At 35.3% G+C, this 25375-nt stretch carries 19 protein-coding genes and 1 pseudogene; 12 read left to right on the forward strand and 8 right to left on the reverse strand.

Features of this window, described 5'->3' with window-relative positions; translation table 11 throughout:
• Nucleotides 1–31: 31 nt before the first annotated feature.
• Nucleotides 32–475 carry a large conductance mechanosensitive channel protein MscL gene (mscL, locus tag NPX36_RS07085; protein WP_257498040.1) on the forward strand — a complete coding sequence of 148 codons (444 nt, stop codon included), beginning with the start codon at nt 32–34 and terminating at the stop codon, nt 473–475.
• A gap of 108 nt (nt 476–583) precedes the next feature.
• On the opposite strand, the gene NPX36_RS07090 is transcribed toward mscL, so the two are convergent.
• The 6 genes from NPX36_RS07090 to NPX36_RS07115 form a co-directional block, all read right to left on the reverse strand.
• Nucleotides 584–1033 (reverse strand): DUF4625 domain-containing protein, encoded by a 450-nt coding sequence (locus tag NPX36_RS07090; protein ID WP_257498041.1) that lies wholly within the window; start codon nt 1031–1033, stop codon nt 584–586.
• Between the two features lie 18 nt (nt 1034–1051).
• Nucleotides 1052–3397 (reverse strand): TonB-dependent receptor, encoded by a 2346-nt coding sequence (locus tag NPX36_RS07095; protein WP_257498042.1) that lies wholly within the window; start codon nt 3395–3397, stop codon nt 1052–1054.
• 144 nt (nt 3398–3541) lie between these two features.
• Complete coding sequence (locus NPX36_RS07100; RefSeq protein WP_257498043.1) at nt 3542–3874, reverse strand: hypothetical protein; 333 nt, start codon at nt 3872–3874, stop codon at nt 3542–3544.
• 143 nt (nt 3875–4017) lie between these two features.
• Entirely contained in the window at nt 4018–4875 is an 858-nt protein-coding gene (locus tag NPX36_RS07105; protein ID WP_257498044.1) for a DUF4476 domain-containing protein, read from the reverse strand.
• Nucleotides 4876–4982: 107 nt separating this feature from the next.
• Nucleotides 4983–5726 carry a uroporphyrinogen-III synthase gene (locus NPX36_RS07110; RefSeq protein WP_257498045.1) on the reverse strand — a complete coding sequence of 248 codons (744 nt, stop codon included), beginning with the start codon at nt 5724–5726 and terminating at the stop codon, nt 4983–4985.
• Between the two features lie 13 nt (nt 5727–5739).
• On the reverse strand, nt 5740–6408 hold the full coding sequence (locus NPX36_RS07115; protein WP_257498046.1) for a DUF4271 domain-containing protein: 669 nt from the start codon (nt 6406–6408) through the stop codon (nt 5740–5742).
• Between the two features lie 148 nt (nt 6409–6556).
• Between NPX36_RS07115 and NPX36_RS07120 the strand changes: the two are divergent.
• The 5 genes and pseudogenes from NPX36_RS07120 (at nt 6557) to tyrS (ending at nt 11361) form a co-directional block, all read left to right on the forward strand.
• A pseudogene (locus NPX36_RS07120) lies at nt 6557–7449 on the forward strand (IS982 family transposase).
• A 75-nt stretch (nt 7450–7524) separates the two neighbouring features.
• Complete coding sequence (locus tag NPX36_RS07125) at nt 7525–8247, forward strand: polyprenol monophosphomannose synthase (RefSeq protein WP_257498047.1); 723 nt, start codon at nt 7525–7527, stop codon at nt 8245–8247.
• Nucleotides 8248–9585 (forward strand): dihydroorotase, encoded by a 1338-nt coding sequence (locus tag NPX36_RS07130; RefSeq protein WP_257498048.1) that lies wholly within the window; start codon nt 8248–8250, stop codon nt 9583–9585.
• Nucleotides 9586–9587: 2 nt separating this feature from the next.
• A complete protein-coding gene (locus tag NPX36_RS07135; protein ID WP_257498049.1) occupies nt 9588–9986 on the forward strand; it encodes a DUF4296 domain-containing protein in 399 nt (132 codons plus the stop codon).
• Nucleotides 9987–10056: 70 nt separating this feature from the next.
• Nucleotides 10057–11361, forward strand: coding sequence for a tyrosine--tRNA ligase (tyrS, locus tag NPX36_RS07140; protein WP_257498050.1), 1305 nt, complete (start codon nt 10057–10059; stop codon nt 11359–11361).
• Between the two features lie 55 nt (nt 11362–11416).
• Here tyrS and lysS read toward each other — a convergent pair whose 3' ends face one another.
• Complete coding sequence (gene lysS / locus NPX36_RS07145) at nt 11417–13120, reverse strand: lysine--tRNA ligase (RefSeq protein WP_257498051.1); 1704 nt, start codon at nt 13118–13120, stop codon at nt 11417–11419.
• A 130-nt stretch (nt 13121–13250) separates the two neighbouring features.
• On the opposite strand from lysS, the gene lipB reads away from it, so the two are divergent.
• The gene (gene lipB, locus NPX36_RS07150) at nt 13251–13952 is read left to right on the forward strand and encodes a lipoyl(octanoyl) transferase LipB (RefSeq protein ID WP_257498052.1); all 702 of its coding nucleotides are present in this window, start codon (nt 13251–13253) and stop codon (nt 13950–13952) included.
• Nucleotides 13953–14208: 256 nt separating this feature from the next.
• On the opposite strand, the gene NPX36_RS07155 is transcribed toward lipB, so the two are convergent.
• Nucleotides 14209–14814 carry a ribonuclease HII gene (locus NPX36_RS07155; RefSeq protein WP_257498053.1) on the reverse strand — a complete coding sequence of 202 codons (606 nt, stop codon included), beginning with the start codon at nt 14812–14814 and terminating at the stop codon, nt 14209–14211.
• Nucleotides 14815–14918: 104 nt separating this feature from the next.
• Here NPX36_RS07155 and NPX36_RS07160 point away from each other — a divergent pair, with 104 nt between their 5' ends.
• From NPX36_RS07160 to NPX36_RS07180, 5 genes are all read left to right on the forward strand, one after another.
• On the forward strand, nt 14919–16967 hold the full coding sequence (locus NPX36_RS07160) for a S8 family serine peptidase (protein ID WP_257498054.1): 2049 nt from the start codon (nt 14919–14921) through the stop codon (nt 16965–16967).
• A 128-nt stretch (nt 16968–17095) separates the two neighbouring features.
• Nucleotides 17096–20143: a SusC/RagA family TonB-linked outer membrane protein gene (locus tag NPX36_RS07165; protein WP_257498055.1), complete on the forward strand. Its 3048-nt coding sequence runs from the start codon at nt 17096–17098 to the stop codon at nt 20141–20143.
• Between the two features lie 12 nt (nt 20144–20155).
• A complete protein-coding gene (locus tag NPX36_RS07170) occupies nt 20156–21769 on the forward strand; it encodes a RagB/SusD family nutrient uptake outer membrane protein (RefSeq protein WP_257498056.1) in 1614 nt (537 codons plus the stop codon).
• A 100-nt stretch (nt 21770–21869) separates the two neighbouring features.
• On the forward strand, nt 21870–23894 hold the full coding sequence (locus NPX36_RS07175) for a putative porin (protein ID WP_257498057.1): 2025 nt from the start codon (nt 21870–21872) through the stop codon (nt 23892–23894).
• A 66-nt stretch (nt 23895–23960) separates the two neighbouring features.
• The gene (locus NPX36_RS07180) at nt 23961–25319 is read left to right on the forward strand and encodes a pyridoxal-phosphate dependent enzyme (RefSeq protein ID WP_257498058.1); all 1359 of its coding nucleotides are present in this window, start codon (nt 23961–23963) and stop codon (nt 25317–25319) included.
• The last annotated feature ends 56 nt before the right edge of the window (nt 25320–25375 follow it).

Here is a 25375-nt window from a genome sequence, read left to right on the forward strand (position 1 = left end):
CGTATTAAATAAAATAAAAAAATAGTTTGTTATGGGATTTTTAAAAGAATTTAAAGAATTTGCTGTGAAAGGCAATGTAATGGATTTGGCAATTGGAGTAATCATTGGCGGAGCCTTTGGTAAAATTGTTGACAGTATTGTGAAAGACCTTGTAATGCCACTAATTTCAGCGGTAATTGGTTCTCCAGACTTCACAAATATGTACATGGTTCTAAAAGATCCAACAGGTAGTATTAATGAAGGGATGGCATTGGCAGATGCTAGAGCCGTTGAGAATGCTGTGGTTTTTGCTTATGGTAATTTTATTACAGTAGCAATTAATTTTATGTTGCTTGCTTTTGCAGTTTTTTTATTGGTTAAAGGAATTAATCGTTTAAAAAGAAAAGAAGAAGCAGCTGCACCAGAAGCTCCAAAAGGACCAACACAAGAAGAATTGCTTTCAGATATTCGCGATTTATTAAGAAAACAGCAGTAGTAAGGGAGAAGAATACTAAGTTTAAAAAGCCTCAAAAAAAGTAACTTTTTGAGGCTTATTTATTATGAGAATCTAAAATTCATGTATTTAACAAGTGTTTAGAATCTATTAATGCTGATGATCGTGACCTATAAAAACTTCAACAAACTGTTGATTTTGATTTCCGTTCACGTCAATTACTGTGATGCCTACATGATAGTGTTCTTCAGCAACATCTGTTGGTATCGAAACATTGTGGTCCACGCTGTGGTTTGTAGCATTTCCAGATACTTCTTGCACGCTGTTGTACTCAAAGTCGGCGGCTAAAAGTTGTTTTGCTTTATGTTCATGTCCGTCTTCTGCCGAGTGAATTTCGATTTTATAACTTGCTAAGCCCACGTTGTCTGCTAAATTGGCCTTAATGTTTAAAACCGAACCCGGTTCTACTTCCTGATGGTCTGTGGGTGCTAAAATTTCAACTGTTGGCTTTGTTGTATCTACCACTGCATCATCGTCTGAACATGATGAAATTGCTATTAAACTTACTAATGCAAAACTTAAACTTACTAATTTTTTCATGATTGATTTCTTTTTAAATTAAATAGGTATTGTTATAAAAATTTGAATGTTTCTGCCAAACTCCGGAATATCCAAAGCGCGGTAAAAACTGTTGTGATGATAGTAAACCGTGTTAAAAACATTGTTCACCTGCAAACGAATTTGTGGTTTAAAACCTTTAAAATTTAGTACCGAACTAAATTGAGCGTTTGCAATGGTGTAACCCGGCGTTACTTCTTCGTTTTGGGCAATTCTGTTTTGCTGCAAAGCTGTTTTTGTTCCTATTTGAAACTCATTTTGTTGCAACAAACTACCGTCTTTTAAACGATATTGTACATTAAATTGTCCGTTAATTGGGGTTGAAAATGGCAAAGGATAATCAACACCCGAATCACTAATTTGCTTATTGTATAAATATGCCGCCTGTGCCTGGAAACCAAATTTGTTCCACTGGTAATGCGCATCAACCTCTAAACCCGTAAGCATCGCTTTTGATTGGTCGTATTTGTATAATTGACCGCCGTGTGGCAAAATTGAAAACGCGCCCGTTGGTTTTAAGAAGATGTAATTAGTGAAATAATATAAATAAGCACTGGCGTTTATTTTAAAGTTATTTTTATGGAAATGTTGGCTTAAATCAAAAGCCCAGCCTTTTTCTACATCTAAATTCGGATTTCCTTGTTCGTGACGAAAAGCGCCATGGTGAATTCCGTTCGAACTTAATTCCATTGCCGTTGGAAATCGAAAATTTGATGCAACAGTAAACGTAGTTTCCCAATCTTCGGAAATTTGGTGCGATACGCCAAAAGCTACATTTCCTCTTGAAAAATCTTTAGAAAGTGGTACTGCTCGTTGGGCATTTTGTAAAGCCTGATCGTTTGGTGTGCCGCGTTGCAACAAATAATCAAACAACACTTCATCAAAAAAACCGGCAACTTTTACATGGGCAACATCATATCGTGCGCCTAATTCCAATTTCCAATCAGTTACGAAATCCCAATTGTGTTTGCCAAAAAAGCCTATATTCCATCGGTTATATTCCGGCATTAAATAGCTGTATCCCGCAATATCGTTGGTTTGATACTGAGTTTGCACACCCAAAATAGTAGTATGATCTAACAACCAATCTTTTTTGTACGATAATTCGGCGTTTAGCGTATTCAATTTAAAATCTAACTCTAAATTAGGGTCGATTTCGGGCGGAACTTGATTGGAGTAATGGGAATGAAACAAGCTGTATTCTTGGCGGTGATTGCGTTGAAAACCAAACTTAAAATCCCAGATACTATGTGTGTTCATCCATTTGGCATGATAGGTTACTTTGGTATGATTTACTTGTTGATAGGGCATGCCGATGTTTCGATTGTTTCCATCGGGTTTGGCATCATTCACAGACGGAATTCCGTGTGCACCTGCAAAAAAGCCCGATTTATTTTGAAACTGACTGATGCTTAAAATACTTTGAAAATCATCCTTCAAATAACCCCATTGTCCATATACCGAAAATTCGTTTCCAGCAGTATTGGTCATGTTTCCATTGGTCAACGGAATTCTGGTTCCCAAATACCTGATTTCATCAACCGGAACTTTAAAATCGGCAAATGTGGTGTATGATGTTTTTAATTTGTAAAAATGTTGCCCTTTTTTGTACGACATATTCAGCGCATTTGCCCACGATTTGTTTACACTTTGAGCCGTTGTAAGATATTGTGCCTTAAAACCATCGGTAGGAATGGTTTCGTTGTTTACTTCTATCACACCCGCAATCGCGTCCGACCCGTGCGTGATAGTGCCCACACCTTTTATAACCTCCACACTTTCGGTAGTTAACGCGTCAATTTCCAAACCGTGATCGGCGCCCCATTGCTGTCCTTCCTGCTTAATACCGTTTTCGGTAACAGCCAAACGGGTGAACCCCAAGCCCCGCATCATAGGTTTTGCGGTTTGCGAACCAACGGTAACGGCATCTAACCCAACAACGTTTGACAAGGTTTTTGCCAAGCTGTTGCTGTAATTATCCTGAAGATATTTCTGTGTAACTTTCTGCTGATTGTAAGCTTTTTGCTGTGCGGTATGAATTACAACAGTTTCTAAGGTTTCTTCTTCATTTAAAACAATGGAGATTTGTTTGGATTGATGCAACTGAATTTTCTCCTGATAAACACCATAACCATCTGCTGAAACCTTTAAAGTATAAGTTCCGCTTTTAAGATTGGTGAATTGAAAATATCCCGAATCATCAGTATCCACACAACTACTACTTAAATCAACATGACTGTTTGGTATGCTTTCGCCATCAACATTTTTCACAACACCCGATAATTGATACTGCGCAAAAACGCCATAGCCCAACATACACAAAACAATCGTTAATAATAAACGCATTTTGTGAGCTTTTTAATTTTTGTAAATGATTGAATTGGTTATTCGTAAGTTTAAACGAAGTTGAAAACTATATGTAAAAGATCCATTTCATTACTCGAAGTGATGAATTGGAATATATACTGATTAAATAACCAAAATTGCATACTAAACAAAAACCGGCGGACCGCGAAGTGATACAAAATCAAACGAAGCATCAACAGAAGTTGTTTGATACAACGCGTTTAATTTTGGATATGTTTTGGTGGGATAAAATACGATTACATCTGGTGTAACAGTTGTAAACGGACTAAAAGTAAAGTGACAGATTTGACAATCATCGGAATGATGGTTTGCCAGTTGCTCATGTTTATCATGGTGCGTATCTGTACTTAAAAAATCGGAAACCAAATGCGAATACGTATGCACCGATTGAAACATTAGCGTTACCAGAACACAAATGCTAAAAAACAATGATATGATTTGCTTGTTTGATTTCATAGAACTGCAAATATAAAAAACTCTTGACGAATCAAGAGTTTTTTATATGGGATTAACATTTTGATAAGAGTGATTTCATATGTTATGCGTGGAGATCAGTCTAAAATTTAATTGAATTTCATAAAAAAAAGAGAATGGTTGCTTTATCTTCTGTTCGAAATGTAGTTCATTAATTCTTGACGGTTGCTGTTAAAATCAAAACTATCGTAAACGGTATAAAAATTTTGTTTGTCGGCGCAATAATCAAACAATAGCTTGCCGGCTTTTAAGCGGTTGGTATCAAACGAAAAAGTGTCTAATAAAACAGCTATTTGCTGCGATGTAAACCAAGTTACACCTACTTGTTGCTGTATATAAGCCAATTTGTTGTCATCGAAACTAGCCGTTTTTTTTAAATACTGCACAAAATTTTCAAACGAACGGTTGTCCATAACTCCGCGTGATGTGTTCGGGTAATTGTTGAAACCAGACATATTGTTATACGGGTTGTTCCAAACATCATCCCATTCGTTAAAACCATACATCTGTCCTTGCACTCGGTACGAATCTAACAAATACAAACCATGGTTGCTAAAATAGTCTAAAACCATACGGGTGTTGTTTCGAATGTTTAAGGAAGTGCGGTAAACTAAATAGCGGTCTTGATAAATAGAAAGCATCATTCTGCCCGAACGTAAATCAAAAAAGCGGTATTTGCCCGAAGAAGAACTCATTACCTGATCATCGATCTCAACAGTATAATAACCAAATTCGGGAATTCGTAGGAACACTTCGGCATAACCATTGTTTTGATTCCAAGTGTATCGCGGATTGTTGTTTCGAATCAATGCCCGATTATTTGTTTGGTTCGATGAAATGCTTCGTGCTGCGTTGCTACTTCGTTGGGTTCTCATTTCAGAAGTAGAGGCTTCGTTTTTTAAAAGTTCGCCTTTTTTTCCGGCTTCTTGTGCGAAAGTAACGCTGCTTAGGGCAAGTAAACAAAGAGTAATTATTTTTTTCATGATCGATAAAGTTTGTGTTCAAAAAGGTGCATTCATGAATCGTGCCAATCTTTTGCGAGTGCGTGAAATAAAAACAACCTCTTCGGAATGAAGAGGTTGTTTGTTTATTATTTGTTCACTTTTGCTAAATATTGATCTATTGCCATGGTCATGGAAGGTGCTTCGGGGGTTGGCGCCATGATATCTACGCGCAAGCCTGCATCTTCAGCTTCTTTTTTTGTAGTGCTTCCAAAAACAGCAATTCGGGTGTTGTCTTGCACAAAATCGGGAAAGTTTTTAAACAATGAATTGATTCCCGTTGGGCTAAAAAAGCATAAAACATCGTATTTTACATCTTTTAAATCGGAAAGATCGCTCATTGCGGTTCTAAAAAATATACCTTGTGTCCAGTTTACGCCTAAATCGTTCAGCGTTTGTGGCACATCATCGTTTAATTTATCTGATGCGGGTAATAAAAATTTATCGTCTTTAAATTTCTTTATAAGAGGCGATAAATCTCCAAAATCTTTCTGTCCCACATAAATTTTTCGTTTGCGATATACTACATATTTCTGCAAATAATATGCAATGGCTTCCGATTGGCAAAAATATTTGGTGGTTTCAGGAACTTTAAAACGCATTTCTTCTGCCACTCTAAAATAGTGATCTACCGAGTTTTTGCTCGTAAGAATTATAGAGCCAAAATTGCTCAAATCTATCTTTTGAACACGCACTTCTTTAGCGTTTACACCCTCAACGTGAATGAAAGGTCTAAAGTCAATTTTTACTTTGTATTTCTGTTGTAAATCGAAATACGGTGAGTTTTCTACTTTAGGTTCTGGCTGTGACACCAAAATTGATTTCACTTTCATATATTTTTCTGCTTTATGTTTTAGAAATAACAAACCAATGGTACATGATTATATACGGTGCTATTTCAAAGGTGCAAAGATACAAAATAAAATAAAACAAAAACTGACTAAATACTTTTTGATAATTTTTTAAGAGAAGAATAAACAAAATGGCATTAAAAAGCACGAAAACGCCTGATACAATCCATATAAAATAATCAAATGAAAATCGGTTGTAAAACAGAATTGCAACAACAGGAAGCAGCAATAATCCTAAATAGGAACGATAACTTACCTTGACCAAATTGTATTGTTCTGCAAATTCTTCCATATTAAAACAAACTGCAATGATTTTTTCAATAAAATATTTTACCAGCACAAAAAACAAAAGAATGCTTAGAATACGCAAATAGGTAGGAAAATAACTAAGTTCAGATAAACCAGTAAGGCTTATAATGTAATGCACAAAAAGACTTAGCGATACCATTTGCACAAAAAACATACTTATGGTGAAGCCGCTTTTCATGTTGTTGGAATCGCGATACGTGGAAAGATATTTGTTCGAAAACGCCAGTTTTGCAAAATCGCTGAACCGGTTTGGAAACGTAATTCGGGTAATAACAATAGCGGCAAAGGCAGCCACAAGCAGCACCGTTACCCAGTCTATCGACGAAATGTTCCTTTGTAAAAAATCTATTTCCATAACCGGCGTAAAAATACTAATTTTATATCGAATAAAACCTTCTAACCTGAGTTCGATTATTATTATTTAGGATAAATATATTGTATAAAAAAAGAAATAGTTGTATATTTAATTATCTGATTGTTAAACATTTAAACAACTATTTCTTATGATTAATTTCGATAAAATTACAGAAATTTTTTGTCTTGTTGATGAATTTTGCCAGCAATTTTTTCCTTTTCTTGAAAAAAACAGTATTGGAAACAAATCTAAAAGACCCCCAATGATGTCACCCAGTGAAATAATAAGTATTATGATTCTTTTTCATTTGAGCGGTTTCAGATGCTTTAAGCACTTTTACATTTTCTATATTCAAAAACATATGCAAGCTGAGTTTCCTAAAACAGTGTCTTACAATAGATTTACAGAGCTTATGCAATCCAACATACTTCCGCTCACAATGTTTTTAAAAACCTGCTGTATGGGCAATTGTACAGGTATTTCATTTGTTGATTCCACTCCAGTAAGGGTTTGTAAAAACAAGCGAATCAAAAACAATAAAGTGTTCAAAGATATAGCTACCGTAGGCAAGTCCACTATGGGGTGGTTCTATGGGTTCAAGCTTCACTTAATTATCAATGAAAAGGGTGAAATTCTAAGCTTTACTATTACACAAGCCAATGTAGATGACCGTGAACCTCTTAAAAATGAAGGATTTCTCAAAGGGATTTCGGAAAACTCTTTGCAGATAAAGGGTATATCTCTAAAAAAATTGCAGACATATTATTTGTTGATGGTGTTCATCTAATCACACAACTTAAAAACAATATGAAAAACTGTTTAATGACCTTGTCTGACAAAATACTATTGAGAAAACGTTCTGTTATTGAAACAGTTAACGATGAATTGAAAAATATGTGTCAAATTGAACATTCAAGACATAGATCTATAGGAAACTTTCTTACAAACCTTATTTCGGGTCTAATTGCTTATTCATTTTTTCCTAAAAAACCTTCAATACAATATAATGAACTAAAAACAAATCAGTTAACAATGTTCTGATTAATCGAACTCAGGTTTCTAATTTTATTAAGAAAACTACATTTAAAAAAAAGTACATTTGCCAATAATTATTTTATGAAGCAAAACATAGTTGTAATACCCACTTTTAACGAAATTGAAAATATCGAGGATATTTTGCGCGCCGTTATGAATTTAGATACACCCATTGACGTTTTGGTGGTTGATGACAATTCACCCGATGGCACATCAGAAAAAGTATTACAAATTGCTCAAGAATTTCCCAATAGAATTTTTTTAAAAATACGCCTTAAAAAAAACGGTTTGGGCACTGCTTATGTGGCTGGTTTTAAATGGGCATTAAAACATCAATACGAATACATCTTTGAAATGGATGCCGATTTTTCGCACAACCCAGCCGATTTGATCAAATTATTAACGGTTTGCCAAAACAATGCAGATGTTGCCATTGGCTCGCGCTACGTTAAAGGTGTAAATGTGGTAAACTGGCCCTTGAGCCGCGTGTTGCTTTCCTATTTTGCATCGGTTTATGTGCGTTTTATTACCCAAATGAATATTATGGATACCACAGCTGGTTTTATTTGCTATCATCGTTCAGTTTTAGAACAAATCAACCTTGATAAAATAAAATTTGTGGGATACGCTTTTCAAATAGAAATGAAATATCGGGCATTTTCCCGTAACTTTAAGCTGGAAGAAGTGCCTATTATTTTTACCGACCGCACCAAGGGGAAGTCAAAAATGTCTGGAAGCATTATAAAAGAAGCCGTTTTGGGTGTGTTGCAATTACGATTTAAAAAACTATTTAAAACTTTATAAATGAGTACGCTGTTAATTAAAAATGGAACAATAGTAAACGAAGGAACTGTTTTCAAAGCCGATATATTAATCGAAAATGAAATGATTTCTAAAATTGATAACCAGATTACGGTTGCTGCCGATCAAGTGATTGATGCCACTGGTTTGCATATTTTTCCGGGTGTTATAGACGATCAGGTGCATTTTCGCGAACCCGGTTTAACACACAAAGGAAACATTGCTACCGAATCGAAAGCAGCGATTGCTGGAGGTGTTACTTCATTTATCGAACAACCAAACACGGTTCCAAATGCTGTGACTCAAGAAATTTTAGAACAAAAATATCAAATTGCTGCTGAAACTTCCTATGCCAATTATTCGTTTATGATGGGCGGAACCAACGATAATTTAGCAGAAATCTTAAAGACAAATCCACGAAATGTGGCCGGAATTAAACTTTTTTTAGGATCATCTACCGGAAATATGTTGGTTGATAACGAAGAAGTGCTTGAAAAAATCTTTTCATCAACCAAAATGCTTATCGCAGTGCATTGCGAAGACGAGCAAACCATTCGCGAAAACCTTGCAAAAGCAAAACAGCAATTTGGAGAAGATATTCCCGTAAGCCAACATCCGGTGATTCGCAGTGCCGAAGCTTGTTATAAATCATCATCAAAGGCAATTGAATTGGCTAAGAAAACAGGCGCACGTTTGCATATTTTTCACATCAGCACCGGTATTGAAACCGATTTGTTTAGAAACGATATTCCTTTGGAAGAAAAAATGATTACTGCCGAAGTTTGCGTGCATCATTTATTATTTTCGGATGAAGATTACCAAACCAAAGGCAATTTCATTAAATGGAATCCGGCAGTGAAATCGGCAGCAGACCGTGAAAAAATCTGGGAGGCTTTGTTAGACGATCGTATCGATGTGATTGCAACGGATCACGCGCCTCACACTTTAGAAGAAAAATCACAGAAGTATGCACAAGCACCATCGGGTGGACCTTTGGTTCAGCATTCGTTGATAACCATGATTGAATTTGCCAAAGCAGGTAAAATTTCATTAGAAAAAGTGGTTCAAAAAATGATGCATAATCCAGCAATTTTGTTCAAAATTGAGAAAAGAGGTTTTGTAAAAGAAGGCTTTTTTGCCGATTTGGCTTTGGTGGATCTTAACGCAGACCAATGGATGGTTACCAAAGAAAATGTTGTAGCAAAATGCGGTTGGTCGCCTTTAGAAGGAAAAACGTTTACCACAAAAGTGGTATCCACTATTCTAAACGGTAATGTGGTAATGGAAAATGGTATCATTAGCGAAAAACGCTTTGGTAAACGATTGTTATTCAATAGATAATTATGAAAAATCTAATTTCAATATTTTTATTAATGCTTTTGGTTAGCTGTTCAAACACCGAACAAGCGGTTGTTCCACAAGATAAAATGGTCGATGTGATTTATGACCTCACCGTTTCATCAAGTGCCCGAAACACAGCAAACCGAAGAGATACTTTGCAATATGTGGTATTGTATGAACAAATATTAAAAAAACACGGCATTGATAGTTTGCAATTTGTAAAAGCACAAAAAGCCTATCAACAAACCCCCGAGCTTTACACGGCAATTTACGATTCGGTGATTCATCGGCTTCAAAAACAATTAGAAGAAGTGCGAAAAACAAAGCCTGCAGAAGAAGAACAAATAGCGCCGGTGGTGAATTTCAAAGAAATTCCATTTTCAAGAAGGAAAAATCAATAATTAGAAAGCTGCATTTTTTGTAGCTTTCTTTAGTTTTGAAAAATGTATATTTGCAAAAAAATAATTTAAAATGAAAAATTTAGTAGAAGAACTACGTTGGCGAGGACTGGTTCACGACATGATGCCTGGAACAGAAGAACAATTAACAAAAGAATCTACTACCGCATATATAGGTTTCGACCCAACATCAGATTCCTTACACATTGGAAGCTTAGTGCCCATTATTTTGCTGAAACATTTACGAGATTTCGGTCATAAACCCATTGCTTTAGTGGGCGGAGCAACCGGAATGATTGGTGATCCATCGGGCAAATCAGATGAAAGAAACTTATTAGATGAAGCTACGCTTACAAAAAATGTAAACGGCATTAAAGCTTTATTATCACGTTTTTTAGATTTTGATGCAAAAGATGAAAATGCCCCGGTTTTGGTGAATAATTATGATTGGATGAAAGACTTTTCGTTCATTGCATTTGCACGCGATGTAGGGAAGCGAATTACCGTAAACTATATGATGGCAAAAGATTCGGTAAAAAAACGTTTTGAAAGCGATGGTGCCGGAATGAGTTTTACCGAATTTACCTACCAATTAATCCAAGGATATGATTTTTACCATTTGAACAAAGAATACAACTGTTTGTTGCAAATGGGTGGAAGCGATCAGTGGGGAAATATAACCACCGGAACCGAATTGGTGCGCCGCATGAATGTTGACAATGAAGAGCGCTCTAAAGCATATGCAATGACTTGCCCTTTAATTACAAAAGCAGACGGTTCTAAATTTGGAAAAAGCGAAGGCGGAAATGTATGGTTGACAGCAGATAAAACTTCTGTTTATAAATTCTATCAATTTTGGTTGAATACATCGGATGCAGATGCGGAAAAATACATTAAGATTTTTACATTTTTATCGAAAGAAGAAATCGAAAAAATAGTTGCAGAACATAATGAAGCACCTCATTTACGTCCATTGCAAAAACGTTTGGCGAAAGAAGTAACCGTTTTTGTGCACTCTGAAGAAGCATTTGAAAATGCAGTGAAAGCATCAAATATTTTGTTTGGAAACGCATCGGCTAACGATTTAAAAACATTAGATGCCCAAACATTTTTAGAAGTTTTTGATGGTGTTCCACAAGCTGAGCTATCAATGGAAGACTTAAAAGCAGGGATTGATATCGTTGAAGTTTTAAACGCAAAATCGGGCTTTATGAAATCAAACGGAGAAGCAAGACGCGCTTTAGCAGAAAACGCAATCTCGGTGAACCGCGAAAAAGTGCAAGAAGGTTTTAGCTTATCTACCAACGATTTAATAAACAATCAGTTTATACTGCTTCAAAAAGGAAAGAAAAATTACTTTGTTTTGAATGTGAAGTAAATTATATAAAAGAAGCTGCTAATAAAAGCAGCTTTTTTTATATCCAGAACTATCTCTATAAATTCACAGTTACAAACTTTTCTTCGTTTTCTGTAACTACTTTGGTTAAATTGTAAGAAGCTAAAGCTTTCATAGCTTTATCCCATTTTTTGCCGCTCAAAGCAGCTTGTTCTTTTAAAGAGTTTAGTGCCAATTTATTTTCGTTTTTCTCTAAAATAGCAAGAATACTTTTTTCTTCATCGGTTAATTCATAAGCTGGCGCTGCTTTTTCTGGTCGCATTTGCGGGAAAAACAACACTTCTTGTATCGAAGGATTATTAGTTAAAAACATAATCAATCGATCCATGCCAATACCCAAACCACCCGTTGGGGGCATTCCGAATTCTAAAGCACGCAAGAAATCTTCGTCGATGAATTGTCCTGCTTCGTCGTCGCCTTTTTCAGATAATTTTAATTGCTCTTCAAAACGCTCACGCTGATCAATTGGATCGTTCAATTCGGAATACGAATTGGCGATTTCTTTACCGCAAACCATCAATTCAAAACGCTCTGTTAACTCTGGATTTTCACGATGTTCTTTTGTTAAAGGCGACATTTCCTTTGGATAATCGGTAATAAATGTAGGTTGAATATAATTTCCTTCACATTTCTCACCAAAAATTTCATCAATCAGTTTTCCTTTACCCATTGTATCATCAACTGCAATTCCCATGTTTTTAGCAGCTTCGCGAATTTCGTCTTCGGTTTTTCCATCAATATCAAAACCAGTAAAATCAATAATCGCTTGGCGCATAGTTACGCGTTTGTACGGTGCTTTAAAATCGATTTCATGTGCTCCGAAAGTTGCTTTGCTGGTTCCGTTCACAGCAATCGCACAATGTTCCAATAATTGCTCGGTAAAATCCATCATCCAGTTGTAATCTTTATAGGCAACGTAGATTTCCATTGCTGTAAATTCCGGATTATGGGTTCTGTCCATTCCTTCGTTTCGGAAATTTTTAGAAAACTCGTAAACGCCTTCAAATCCACCTACAATTAAACGTTTTAAATACAATTCGTTGGCAATACGCATGTACAAAGGAATGTCTAACGCATTGTGATGTGTTACAAACGGACGCGCTGCTGCACCACCAGGAATCGACTGTAAAACCGGGGTGTCAACTTCTAAATAGCCACGATCGTTGAAAAACGAGCGCATAGCATTGTATAATTTGGTGCGTTTTATAAAAATCTCTTTATTTTGTGGGTTTACAATTAAATCTACATAACGCATGCGGTAACGCAATTCCGGATCGGTAAAGGCGTCAAATATGTTGCCTTCGTCATCGGTTTTTGGCAATGGCAACGGGCGCAAGGTTTTAGAAAGTATCGAAAATTTTTCCACACGTATACATTTTGCACCTACTTGTGTAGTGAACAACTCGCCTTCAATGCCGATAAAATCACCCAAATCGGTTAATTTTTTAAAAACGGTGTTGTACAGTGTTTTGTCTTCGCCGGTGCAAATCACATCGCGGTTTAAATACAACTGTATTCTGTCTTCTTGATCTTGAATTTCTGCAAAACTGGCTTTACCTTGATCGCGTACACTCATTAATCTGCCGGCAGTTACAACCTTCTTGCCTTCTTCAAAAGTGTCCTTTATCTGTTTCGATGTATGATTTACTGGAAACAAATTAGCGGGATAAGGATTGATGCCAAGTGCTCGTAACTTGCTCAATTTTTCTCTTCTGATGATTTCTTGTTCTGAAAGTTGCATAAAAATTAAAATTTCTTTATTTAATCTGCAAAATTAATTATTTTTTGTTTTTTGATACCAATTTCTTTGAATCTTTTTTAAGATAAAGGTTGGTTATATTTGATTAAATTTGACTAAAATTTTCAACGAAATGAATAAACAAGTTCAAATACAAGATTTAGGTTTAAAAGATTATAAGGATACTTGGGACTACCAAGAGGAATTATTTCAAAATATCCTGAATCTAAAGTCGCAAAACCGTAAAAATGAACATGCTATACAATCTACACCTAATTACCTTTTGTTTGTGGAACATCCGCATGTATATACCTTAGGAAAAAGTGGAGATTTAGCGCATTTGTTGTTAAATGAAGAACAATTGGCACAGAAAAATGCTAGGTTTTATAAAATAAATAGGGGAGGAGATATCACTTACCACGGTCCTGGGCAAATTGTGGGGTATCCTATTTTAGATTTAGATAATTTTTTTACCGACATTCACAAATATTTGCGTTTTTTGGAAGATGTGATCATTAAAACCATTGCCGATTATGGTTTGAAAGGCGAACGCAGTGAAGGAGAAACAGGGGTTTGGTTAGATGTTGGTACTCCTTTTGCCCGCAAAATTTGTGCAATGGGCGTACGTGCTTCGCGTTGGGTAACTATGCACGGTTTTGCTTTGAATGTAAATACCAATTTGGGATATTTTGATCATATCATACCGTGTGGCATCCGTGGAAAAGCGGTAGCTTCTTTAAACGTGGAATTGGGTGTGGAAAAAGTAGATGAAGAAGAAGTAAAACAAAAAATTGTGCATTACTTTAAAGAGCTTTTTGAAGCCGAGTTTGTTTAATATATCGAGGAGTGCGTTACAGAATTCCTATAGATCCATCGATTATTACCTAATACTTCAAGCAAATCATTAGAAATAAGCATTTTTATTGAATGCTTTGTATTCAAAATAGGTAAAAATTTAATTGTTAATTGCATTAATTTGCAAAATCACATCCGTATCTGTGGTAATTAAACAAATATTTGAATATCAATGTGTTATTTTTTAATAGATAATGCAATACAGATTTATATAATAAGGAGTGAAATTTTACTCCTTATTTATTCAAATCCAATACCAATTGTTCTGGTAATAAACGAAATGTTTTGCGGTGGTATTTGCAAGGGCCATATTCCAAAATAGCTTCTCGGTGTTTTTTTGTAGGATAGCCCATATTTTTATCCCAACCATACATAGGGAATTCCTCGTGCAGTTGCAACATATATTCATCGCGATATGTTTTAGCTAAAATAGATGCAGCCGCAATACTTAAGTATTTACTATCACCTTTAATAATAGTAGCGTGTGGAATTTCTTTATACGGTTTAAAGCGATTGCCATCAACAATAATAAAGTCGGGATCAAAATGTAATTGCCCAACGGCTATGTGCATGGCTTTGATTGATGCATTTAAAATATTAATTTCATCAATAACATCCTCGTAAACATGCGCGATACGAAAGCAGTCGCTGTGTTGTTCAATAAAATGCCTTAAGTGATTTCTAGATTTTATGGATAACTTCTTAGAGTCGTTAATTAATCCACTCTCTAATTCCGGATTGATAAGTATGGCAGCAGCAGTAACCGGACCAGCCAAACAGCCTCTGCCTGCTTCATCAGTTCCAACTTCGTATTTTAAACCGCTAAACGTTTTTAATAACATAACAGAATGTTAAATATTATAATAATTTGATAAAAATGAAAAGATTACAACAAAATTACATAAATTTGGGATGTTAAACGTATTATGATTAATATTAAAATATAATGAAAAATAAAATTACAAAGTTGTTTTTGGCTTTATTAGCATTTTCGTTAGGTAACGGAACAATGCAAGCACAAGAGGAACAAAGAATGCCTGATTATGTTCTAAAAGCTACAAATATTGAGTACTTAAAAAAGTTTGCTCAGGAAAAAGCAATGGAATATGAGATGAATTATAAAAAGGCAGTAGAGATAGCTAGAAGTGAAGGAAAGCCTATTTCTGGTGAAAAAGACGGAAATGTCTTTGCTTTATTTGGCTACGATGAAGAAACAGGAGGGCTGATCTACAATACTACTTTTAATGTAGAAGAATCTAAAAATATATATTTTAACAATTCAGCTGTGGCTAGCTCTTTGCAAACGGCTAATGCTAAGCCGCTACATGCTGCTGGTATTGAAGGTGCAGGAATGATTACTGGAGTTTGGGACGGTGGTGCTGGCTTAACAAATCACGTAGCTTTCACAGGGGGGCGTTATCAAATAAAGAATAACGCCAATAATGGATCTAGTGCAGAGGGAAGATCTCATGCTGCTCACGTAGCAGGTACTGTTGCTGCAGGAGAATTTGGAGATAATACAGCAAAAGGATTTGCATACGAGGCGATAATTCATGCATATAACGGCATAAATGTTAATGATATCCCTGCTATGACTACTGCTGCAACTACATTGGTTAATCCTATCTATGTGTCTAATCACTCTTACGGTCTTAATTTTTCACAATCAGGTGCATCGGCATCAATTTTTGGTCAATATAGTTCACGAACTAGAGATTATGATGAATTAGCTAATAATGCAAAATATTATACAATAGTTTTTGCAGCAGGAAATGATAGAGATGCTAATTTTAATCCATCTCAACCAAGTGGTAAAGATTTATTAAGTCAAGCAGGGGTTTCTAAAAATGTTGTTGTAGTTGCTGCTACTCAAGGTACAGAAGATTTTTCAGGAATTACGGGGGCAACGTCTGTTGTTAGTGTAGCAGGCGTAGGGCCATTTATGTCTAGTTTTAGTAACTACGGTCCAACAGATGATTTTAGAATTAAACCTGATATTTCGGCAAAAGGTGTAAATGTGAAGTCTGTTGATGTTTCAGGGTTAGCTGATACTTCTTTTAAGAGTGGTACATCAATGGCGGCTCCATCAGTTACGGGTGTGTTTACTTTGTGGCAAGGTTATCATAATCAAGTGACAACTAAGTATATGAAATCGGCATCTGTTCGAGCGTTGATGGCGCATACTGCCAGAGAGACAGGGCCGTCTGCAGGACCTGATTTTATGTTTGGTTGGGGGCTGATTGATGCGGCAAAAGGCGTAGAGATTATAGATGAAGCAAAAGCTGGTACCGCTATATTTGAAGAGTTTGAGATTGCGCAAGGAACAACTTTTGAGTATGAGTTTTCTTATGATGGAGTAGAACCATTGGTTGCTACAATTGCATGGAATGATCCTGCAGGTACGGTAACGCCAAGTTCAACATCTAATTTAAACATAAAAAAACTAGTGAATGATTTGGATTTGCGATTAATTAATATGGATACAAATCAAACCTATTATCCTTGGTCATTAGTTCAAAACATGGGGATTTCGCATACGTCATCTAATATAGCAACTCGTCTTGTGGATAATGCTAGAGATAATATTGAAAAAATTGAACCACAAAATGCAGCAGCAGGTAATTACAAATTAATTGTTTCGCATAAAGGTACACTACAAGGAGGTATGCAAGAGTACTCATTAATTATTTCTGGAGCTGGAGGAATTATGCCTGCAACTGATGGTACAGTTTCTTTAGAAAATGAAGTATTGAATAACCTGACGCTTTATCCAAACCCTGTTAATACACAATTAAATATTGAAGGTGATTTGCAAACGCTTAAAAATGCTAATATTGCTATATTTGATGTAAGTGGTAAAAAAGTGAAAGAATTTAATATGGAATTTAATGCAAATAACGTAAATCTAGATGTATCTGAATTGAACACTGGAATTTATATGATTAAGATTTCAAAAGAAAATGTACAACAAAGCTATAAGTTCATTAAAAAATAATTATTAGCTATTGTTTTAAATAAAAGAGAGGATTGTTGTTACAATTCTCTCTTTTTTATGTGTTAAAAATTTGTTATTATATAAAAAAGGATTAGTTTTGTACTTAAACTAATTCAAATTAAATTAATATGAGATCAAAGTTTACTTGGATTTTAACTCTGTTCTTTGCTTTAATGATGCAAGTAGGTTTTGCACAAAAGCAAGTGACTGGAGTTGTAAGGACAGAATACGGTGACCCAATTCCCGGGGCTACTGTAATGATAGTTGGTACTAAATTAGGTACTGATACAAATTTAGAAGGGGAATATACATTATCACTTAAAAAGGGCGATAGAATCCAAGTGAATTACGAAGGATATAAGCCCGCAACTATTACCGTTTCAGATTCAAACATCTTAAACGTAACTTTAATTGAAGCCGATTTTATCGACTTAGGAGATGGAGTGATTGTTGATGTTTATAGAACAACATCTAAAGAAGAAAACGCTACGGCTGTATCTTCGGTGACTTCTAAAACAATTGAAGGTCGTCCTAATGCTTCGATTATTCAAACATTACAAGGACAGGTGCCTGGTTTGAACATTATGACAGGTTCTGGTCAACCGGGTGCAACGAGTCAGGTTACATTACGTGGGCCTGGATCTATTAATGGTTCAACAGAACCTTTGTATGTAATCGATGGTATTCCAATGTCATCAAATCGTTTCCGTTCATTGAACCCTAACGAAATTGATCGTGTGGATATTTTGAAGGATGCTGGTGCAACGGCTATCTACGGTAACCGTGGAGCAAATGGTGTAATTGTTATTACCACTAAAAGAGGTTCTTTTGAATCTGATTTAAGTATCCGATATATCGGAACTACTGGGGTTTCATCTATTCAAAGAAACCAGTATAACTTGATGAATACTGCAGAGTATGATGATTTCGTTCGTACTGCAAGAGGTTATTATCCAGGTATCGGTTCTAATTTAACAGCTGCTCAGCGAGCTATCGATACTAAATGGACGGATGTATTCTTTAACGATGCAATTCAACAAACGCATACTGTTACTTTTAGTGCTGGTGCTAAAAACCTTTCAACGTTTACATCAGTAGGTTACTCTGAATTTGGAGGTATTTTGAAAAATACTGATTTAAAGCGTTTCAACTTAAGAACGAATTTAGATGGTAAGAATAATTCAGGAAGATTAACTTATGGTACTACTTTTAATGCAAATTATTCCAAATCTAACATGGAAAATTCTGCAGGTAGTAATGGTGTAAACCAAAATTACTTTTTAGGTGCATTTCAATCTTTACCATATTTGAATCCAAACAACTACTCAAATGGCTTTAATTTGTATGATGACTATAGAAATGGACGTGTCGGTATATCTGACGGTATGCCTTTATTCTTGTTAGATAAATTAAATACTACTGGTTTTGGTCAAAATGAGTTAAAATTATTAGTTAATGGTAATATTTCTTATAAATTAAGCGATCACTTTAAATTATCTAATCAATCAGGTGTAGATTACCAAAATATCAATCAAAACAGTTGGACGAGATATGATGCTTTTAATGAGTATTTATTTGGTGTCCCACAGAATAGAGAGTTTTTTGGACGTGTTGGTGATATCAAAGAAGAGCGTATGATTTTTACAACAAATACAAATTTACGTTATGAAAATACCTTTAATGAGGTACATAAAGTAACAGCTGCAGCATTTGTAGAATATGTAAAAGCACACTTTAGATCAAGTAGTATCAGTAAACAAGGTTTTGATCCGATCTTTTGGTCAGATGGTGGTTATACCGGTTGGGTAGGTAGTGCAGTTAATTATCAATTATATGCCCCGACAGCTGGTTTATCTAGACAAGATGCAGGTTTGTTCTCATATTTTGGAACGGCAAGTTATGACTATGACAGACGTTATGGTTTAGATGCTACAATTCGTCGTGATGCTTCTTTCCGTTTTACGGATGATAACCGTTGGGGAACCTTCTGGTCAGTGGCAGGACGTTGGAATATTAGCAATGAAGCTTTTATGAAAGATTCTGCTATCAATACTCTAAAATTAAGAGGTTCATATGGTACATCTGGTAACCAAGATATCTTGAATACTGGTTTATTTGGTGCTGCTCATTTATATGACACACGTTATGCTTCAGGTGTTGGCTATAATGAAGAGTTAGGCTTAGCTTTAACTGGTTTACCTAATAGAAACTTACAATGGGAAGTTATTACACAAGCAAATATTGGTGTAGATTTTGGTGTATGGAATAATCGTTTAAGAGGTAGTGTAGATGTGTATAGAAAACAGACAGATGATTTGTATCTTGATACACCAATTTCTGCGATTAACGGTTCTTCTACAATCAATGCAAACTTTGGTTCTATGAAAAATGATGGTGTTGAAGTAAACATTGCTGGGGATTTGATTCGTAAAGATGAAACTAATACTAAGTTAACTTTGAGATTAGTGGGTGCTTATAACAAAAATGAAGTGTTAGACATTCCAACTGAAGATGGTACTTATTGGGACGGAAGTCTAGTAGGTTACCGAGAAGGACACATGGTTAATGAATTTTATATGGCAGAATATCTAGGAATTAATCCTGATAACGGTAACATGATGTTCCGTAGTAGAGATGGTGGTGTTACAGAAGAGCCAAATGATGGAGATTTCCAATGGTTAAATAAATCTTCAATGCCAATTTATCAAGGTGGTTTTGGATTAGACTTTACACATAAGGGCTGGTTCTTAACAGCTGACTTTACTTATGCACTAGATGCATGGAGATACGATAATGAGTATTATTTCTTTACAGCACCTACTTTGATTAAACAAAATAATTTAACGAATGATTTACGTGATTATTGGACACCAGATAATAGAGACGCAAGCTTCCCTGCTTTAACAGGATCGAATTTCTCTTACGGTTCAGGTTCATCATTCTATTTACAAGATGCATCTTACCTAAGATTAAGATTCGTAACGTTAGGTTACAACTTTAATCCTAAAGATCTTGGTTTTATGAAGTTGAGTGGTTTAAGAGTTTTTGCACAAGCTGAGAACTTATACACTTGGACTAAATGGAGAGGATGGGATGCTGAAAGTTCAAGATCTGTTGATTATGGACAATATCCAACACCAAGAACAGTTTCTTTCGGTGTAGAAGTTCAATTTTAATAATAAATGATTATGAGAAAAATATTTTTAACTGCATTGTTAGCATCTGCTTTTTTAGCAGGTTGTTCCGATGCTTACGATATAGAGCAGGCTGGAGTTGTTACTGAAGAAAGCGATGTTTTTAGAGATGCAAATGATATTGGTAAGGGTTTAAGATATGTATACGCACAATTTCCTGGCGAGTCTGAAATAAATTTTGATTCTTATTTTACAGATGAATTAGGTGTGGGTGTTGGAAATGCCGGACAAGGTATTAACGACGGTAGCTATACATTTTTATTACAAGCCGGAAATGACGATGCCCAAGCGATTTGGGGAAGTTATTACGGAGTAGTTAACCGTGTAAACAGAATACTTAGTCGTATCGATGAAATGCTGTTACTCCCTGATGCTGAAACTACTGAGCTTAAACAGCATAAGGCACACGCATTAGTTCTTAGAGCGTACTGTCATTATAAGTTATTTGCATTTTTTACTCCTGACTATACCAATCCTAATGGTTTGTCTGTAATAAAGTTTGACTTTTTACAAACAGATGATTATACGCGTTTTGAAAAACGATCTACTGTAGCAGAAATCGTTGCTTTTATTGAAAAAGATATTGCAGATGCTAAAGCACTTGTTGTAAATACTGATGGTACTCCGGGAAATATTTCTCCTGGTGGAAACATGTCAGGTAGTGGTTATGTAACTAATGAAATGGTTGAATCTATTTTGATAAAGATGTATTCGATGTTGCAAACTGCTGACTCTTATAATAAATTAGAAATATCTTTCAACAAGGTAGCCGCTAACAAATCTATAGCAGATGTAATTACTTATATCGGTATGTTTGGTGAGAGTGCATCAGGTGCTGATTTTAATGAAGGAATTTTTAAATTAAATAGGGTTTCAACTCAAGGAACAGTGCAATCGGGTGTAGCTGCTGCATGGTATCCTGCAGAAGTTGGAGAAGCTCCATATATGGAAATGGGACGTTCGTTATATAATGAATTGGATAAATTAGAGCCATCAAAACAAGGAACACCATATAGTTCTGATAGATTAGAAGCACGTTATTTAGTTAACGTATTTAATACTTCTCAGGTGGCAACTAATTACGCTTCTTTATCACAAGATCAATATAGAGCAAACGATTTACTATATATTGGCAAGTATTCTGGAATTCCTAACAGACCTTTAATGAATAGTATTTGGATGTTCCGTTTTACTGATATGTTGTTGTCTCTAGCGGAAAAGCGTGCTTTTGAAGGACAGCTTACAGGTACAGTTGCTCTTAATGATTTCAGTAATGTGGAGTCAATTATCTACAACATTCGTGTAAATAGAAATTTAAGTATGGATAGTACACCTTTGTCTATGCCTACAAATTTTTCAACACAACAAGCGGCTTTCGCTCGTATTTTAGAAGAGCGTAGAGTAGAGTTTGCTTTTGAAGGACATCGCTACTTAGACATGAAGCGTTTGGGTGTTCGTGCAGGTTCTCCTGGATTTGTACGTGATCCACAAGATTGTGCATCTACAAATGCTTGTAACTTACCTGCAACTAGCACGAAGTTAACAATGCCAATTCCTAGATCGGAAATGGTTTCAAATCCTAATATGGTTCAAAACCCTGGTTATTAATCAGTAGTTTTTATACTAAATTTAAAAAGAGATGCTTTTGCATCTCTTTTTTTGTTATGATAGTTGCTAAAAAAATGTACTTTTGTGTAAAATTTGCATTATGCGTTTTCTTTTGGTTTTTATGATCTTTTTTTCGGTACACTGCAATGCACAAGTGCGAAAATTCGATAAAAAAATAAAATCGGGTACTACTTTGCGTACCAATAAAATAGATAATACTTCTGTGGGTAGGTTTTCTTCCATGAATTTACCGGCAAATGATTCTATAAAGATTAAAAAAATCATTACTAAAACTGGTGATACGGTTGCACCTATCGATCAATACAAAATTTTCAATGAAATAAATGGTACTTCTAATTTTGATACCATCCTTAACATTAAAAAGCAATATCAATTCAACTATTTGCGTAAAGATCTTTTTGGATTGTTACAATTTAATAACGACGGTCAAACTTTTCAAGAATTAAACCCCAACCTTTTATCGGTTAATAATATCATCAATATGGGTTTTAACGCTCGACGATTTTCGTACCTTAACAAAGAAGATATAAGCTATTATAGGGTGCCAACACCTGCCTCTGAATTAATGTATCGTAGCGTTACAGGAAAAGGACAAAACTTAGATGCATTAATCACTATGAATGTTTCAGAACAGTTGAATTTCTTTTTAGGCTACCGAGGTCTGCGCTCACAAGGTAGATATGTAAACCAACTTACATCAAACGGTAATTTTAGAATCGGATCGAGCTATTTTACAAAAAATAAACGCTACCAATTTAAAAATCATATCACTTTTCAGGATATTTCTAATGAAGAAAATGGCGGTTTGGTTTTTGTTAATGATTTTGAATCTTCTAATGATCCTTTTAACAACCGAGAAACGCTTCGGGTGCAGATTGCTGATGGAAAATCTCTTTTTAAAGGTTTACGAGGATATTTCGACCATAGTTTTCAATTTAATAAATCAGAAAACAACAAAGCGTTATTGCGTCACCAACTTACTTATGAATATTTTTCAAATACCTACCAACAGGTTAATACCAATCCTTTTAATAGCAACACTCCTTATTTTGGTTCTTCTTTTGCATCAAGCATCTATGATAAAGTACGCCACACTCGGTTTGAAAACACCTTTGATTTAGCATTTGATTCAAAAAAAATAGGTCTGTTTGCTGTAAGCGCAGGTGTTTATCATTTTAATCATAGGTACCAATCAATCGTTTTTGATGAATTTAACAATAAAATTCCCAATCAATTAATTGATGATATTATCACGGTCGGCGGCTCGTATTTGTTGAATAAAGAAAAAGTAGTAGCCGATGCTTCTTTTAAACAAGCAGTAGTAGGAAGATCTTTAACCGATTTTAAAATCAATGCAGCCTTTAATTTGAATGAAAACTACGGAATACAAGCATATTATCGTTTAGAAAGCAGGATTCCCGATTATACTTACCAGTTTTTTCAAAGTGGATATATTGGTTTGAACTGGTTGAATGATTTTTCGAATGAAAAAATCAGTACATTGAACGCCAAAATTCATTCGCCTTGGATTGATATCGAAGGAACTTATCAGCTCACTACCGATAAATTATATTTTAGTAATGATGCGTTGACTTTAAATCAAAACGGAAGGTTTCAACAATTGTTAGTTTCGCCCAAACAATACGGTAAAACGATTAATTACTTTATGATTAAAGGGCAAAAGGAATTTGCACTTGGCAAATGGGCATTAGACAACACTGTTATGTTTCAGCAAGTAATTCAAGAAGATGCCATTTTGAATATTCCGCAAATAGTTACCCGAAACACCGTATATTTTCAAGATTTTGCGTTTAAAAAAGCATTGTTTTTTCAAACAGGTATCACTTTTAGCTATTTTACAAAATATTATGCCAATGAATACCATCCGGTTTTAGGTGATTTTGTAGTGCAGAACCAAGTAAAAGTGGGTAATTTTCCCATGTTTGATTTTTTCTTAAATGCCAAAATAAAAACCGCACAGATTTATATCAACATTGATCATTTCAATTCGGCGCTAACTGGTTACAACTATTACAATACACCCACATATCCTTACCGCGATTTAACTTTTAGATTGGGCATGAAATGGAATTTCTTTAATTAAAAAGTTGTAGCAATACCACTTTTTTCGTTTCTAAGCATTGTTGTATCTTTGCACAAATAATTGATGATGAATTACGCAAAAAATATATTAGAAACCATTGGAAACACGCCTTTGGTACAGTTAAACCACATTGTGAAAGATTTGCCGTGCAAGGTTTTTGCAAAAGTAGAATATTTCAATCCGGGGCATTCATGTAAAGACCGTATGGCATTGCAAATGGTGGAAGACGCAGAAGCAGATGGACGTTTAAAACCGGGCGGAACCATTATTGAAGGTACTTCTGGAAACACCGGAATGGGCTTGGCTTTGGCAGCTATTGTAAAGGGATACAAGCTAATTTGTGTGATTACTGATAAGCAATCAAAAGAAAAGATGGATATTTTGCGTGCTGTTGGTGCAAAGGTGGTGGTTTGCCCTACCGATGTGGAACCAACCGATCCGCGCTCTTATTATTCCGTTTCTAAACGCTTATCAGAAGAAACACCAAACTCTTGGTATGTAAACCAATACGATAATCCATCGAACACAAAAGCAAATTACACGCAAACTGGTCCTGAAATTTGGAATCAAACCAATGGAAAAATCACCCATTTTATTGTAGGTGTTGGTACTGGAGGAACTATTTCGGGAGTTGGGAAGTATTTGAAAGAGCAAAATCCGAATGTGAAAGTTTGGGGTGTGGATACCTATGGTTCGGTTTTTAAAAAATACCACGAAACCGGAATTTTCGACGAAAATGAGGTGTATTCGTATGTTACAGAAGGTATAGGTGAAGATATTTTGCCTAAAAACGTAAATTTCTCAGTAATTGACCATTTTACAAAAGTAACCGATAAAGACGCAGCTGTATATTGCAGAAAACTAGCTTTAGAGGAAGGAATTTTTGTGGGAATGTCGTCAGGTTCGGCAATTAAAGGCTTGCTGCAGATGAAAGATCAGTTAAAACCAGATGATGTGGTGGTGGTTTTGTTTCATGATTCAGGTTCTAGATATATTGCTAAGATTTTTAACGATGATTGGATGCAGGAACGCGGTTATCTTGATAAGCAGTTGAAAACGGCAGAAGATTTAGTTAACAAAAACGACAAACCATTTGTAGTGGTGCGTACCGAAGAATTAGTCAGCCATGCAGTTGACAGAATGCGAACGCATAGAATAGCACAAATTCCGGTAATTGATACTACTGGTTTTGTAGGCTCGTTAAACGATTCTGATTTGTTGCAAGCGTATGTTGAAAACCCTGAAATTGCAGAAAAACCCATTAAAGAAATTATGGGCAAGCCTTACAAAGTTGTTTCAAAAGACACAACAATTCACGAGGTATCAAAATTAATCAACCAAGACCATCAAGCAGTTTTGGTAGCTCTTGAAAACGGAAAGCACCATATCATCACCAAATACGATATCATTAATTCCATTCAATAATAAAAACCCTCAAAGGAACTGTTTCAGGCAGTTCCTTTTTTTATTTTTTATGTGTT

The organism is Paenimyroides aestuarii, from assembly GCF_024628805.1.
Taxonomy (GTDB): Bacteria; Bacteroidota; Bacteroidia; order Flavobacteriales; family Flavobacteriaceae; genus Flavobacterium; species Flavobacterium aestuarii_A.

Excerpts from the sequence above, each read along its gene's own strand:
- mscL (WP_257498040.1), top strand. The coding sequence starts at position 32 with ATGGGATTTTTAAAAGAATTTAAAGAATTTGCTGTGAAAGGCAATGTA.
- NPX36_RS07090 (WP_257498041.1), bottom strand. The coding sequence starts at position 1,033 with ATGAAAAAATTAGTAAGTTTAAGTTTTGCATTAGTAAGTTTAATAGCA.
- NPX36_RS07095 (WP_257498042.1), bottom strand. The coding sequence starts at position 3,397 with ATGCGTTTATTATTAACGATTGTTTTGTGTATGTTGGGCTATGGCGTT.
- NPX36_RS07100 (WP_257498043.1), bottom strand. The coding sequence starts at position 3,874 with ATGAAATCAAACAAGCAAATCATATCATTGTTTTTTAGCATTTGTGTT.
- NPX36_RS07105 (WP_257498044.1), bottom strand. The coding sequence starts at position 4,875 with ATGAAAAAAATAATTACTCTTTGTTTACTTGCCCTAAGCAGCGTTACT.
- NPX36_RS07110 (WP_257498045.1), bottom strand. The coding sequence starts at position 5,726 with ATGAAAGTGAAATCAATTTTGGTGTCACAGCCAGAACCTAAAGTAGAA.
- NPX36_RS07115 (WP_257498046.1), bottom strand. The coding sequence starts at position 6,408 with ATGGAAATAGATTTTTTACAAAGGAACATTTCGTCGATAGACTGGGTA.
- NPX36_RS07125 (WP_257498047.1), top strand. The coding sequence starts at position 7,525 with ATGAAGCAAAACATAGTTGTAATACCCACTTTTAACGAAATTGAAAAT.
- NPX36_RS07130 (WP_257498048.1), top strand. The coding sequence starts at position 8,248 with ATGAGTACGCTGTTAATTAAAAATGGAACAATAGTAAACGAAGGAACT.
- NPX36_RS07135 (WP_257498049.1), top strand. The coding sequence starts at position 9,588 with ATGAAAAATCTAATTTCAATATTTTTATTAATGCTTTTGGTTAGCTGT.
- tyrS (WP_257498050.1), top strand. The coding sequence starts at position 10,057 with ATGAAAAATTTAGTAGAAGAACTACGTTGGCGAGGACTGGTTCACGAC.
- lysS (WP_257498051.1), bottom strand. The coding sequence starts at position 13,120 with ATGCAACTTTCAGAACAAGAAATCATCAGAAGAGAAAAATTGAGCAAG.
- lipB (WP_257498052.1), top strand. The coding sequence starts at position 13,251 with ATGAATAAACAAGTTCAAATACAAGATTTAGGTTTAAAAGATTATAAG.
- NPX36_RS07155 (WP_257498053.1), bottom strand. The coding sequence starts at position 14,814 with ATGTTATTAAAAACGTTTAGCGGTTTAAAATACGAAGTTGGAACTGAT.
- NPX36_RS07160 (WP_257498054.1), top strand. The coding sequence starts at position 14,919 with ATGAAAAATAAAATTACAAAGTTGTTTTTGGCTTTATTAGCATTTTCG.
- NPX36_RS07165 (WP_257498055.1), top strand. The coding sequence starts at position 17,096 with ATGAGATCAAAGTTTACTTGGATTTTAACTCTGTTCTTTGCTTTAATG.
- NPX36_RS07170 (WP_257498056.1), top strand. The coding sequence starts at position 20,156 with ATGAGAAAAATATTTTTAACTGCATTGTTAGCATCTGCTTTTTTAGCA.
- NPX36_RS07175 (WP_257498057.1), top strand. The coding sequence starts at position 21,870 with ATGCGTTTTCTTTTGGTTTTTATGATCTTTTTTTCGGTACACTGCAAT.
- NPX36_RS07180 (WP_257498058.1), top strand. The coding sequence starts at position 23,961 with ATGAATTACGCAAAAAATATATTAGAAACCATTGGAAACACGCCTTTG.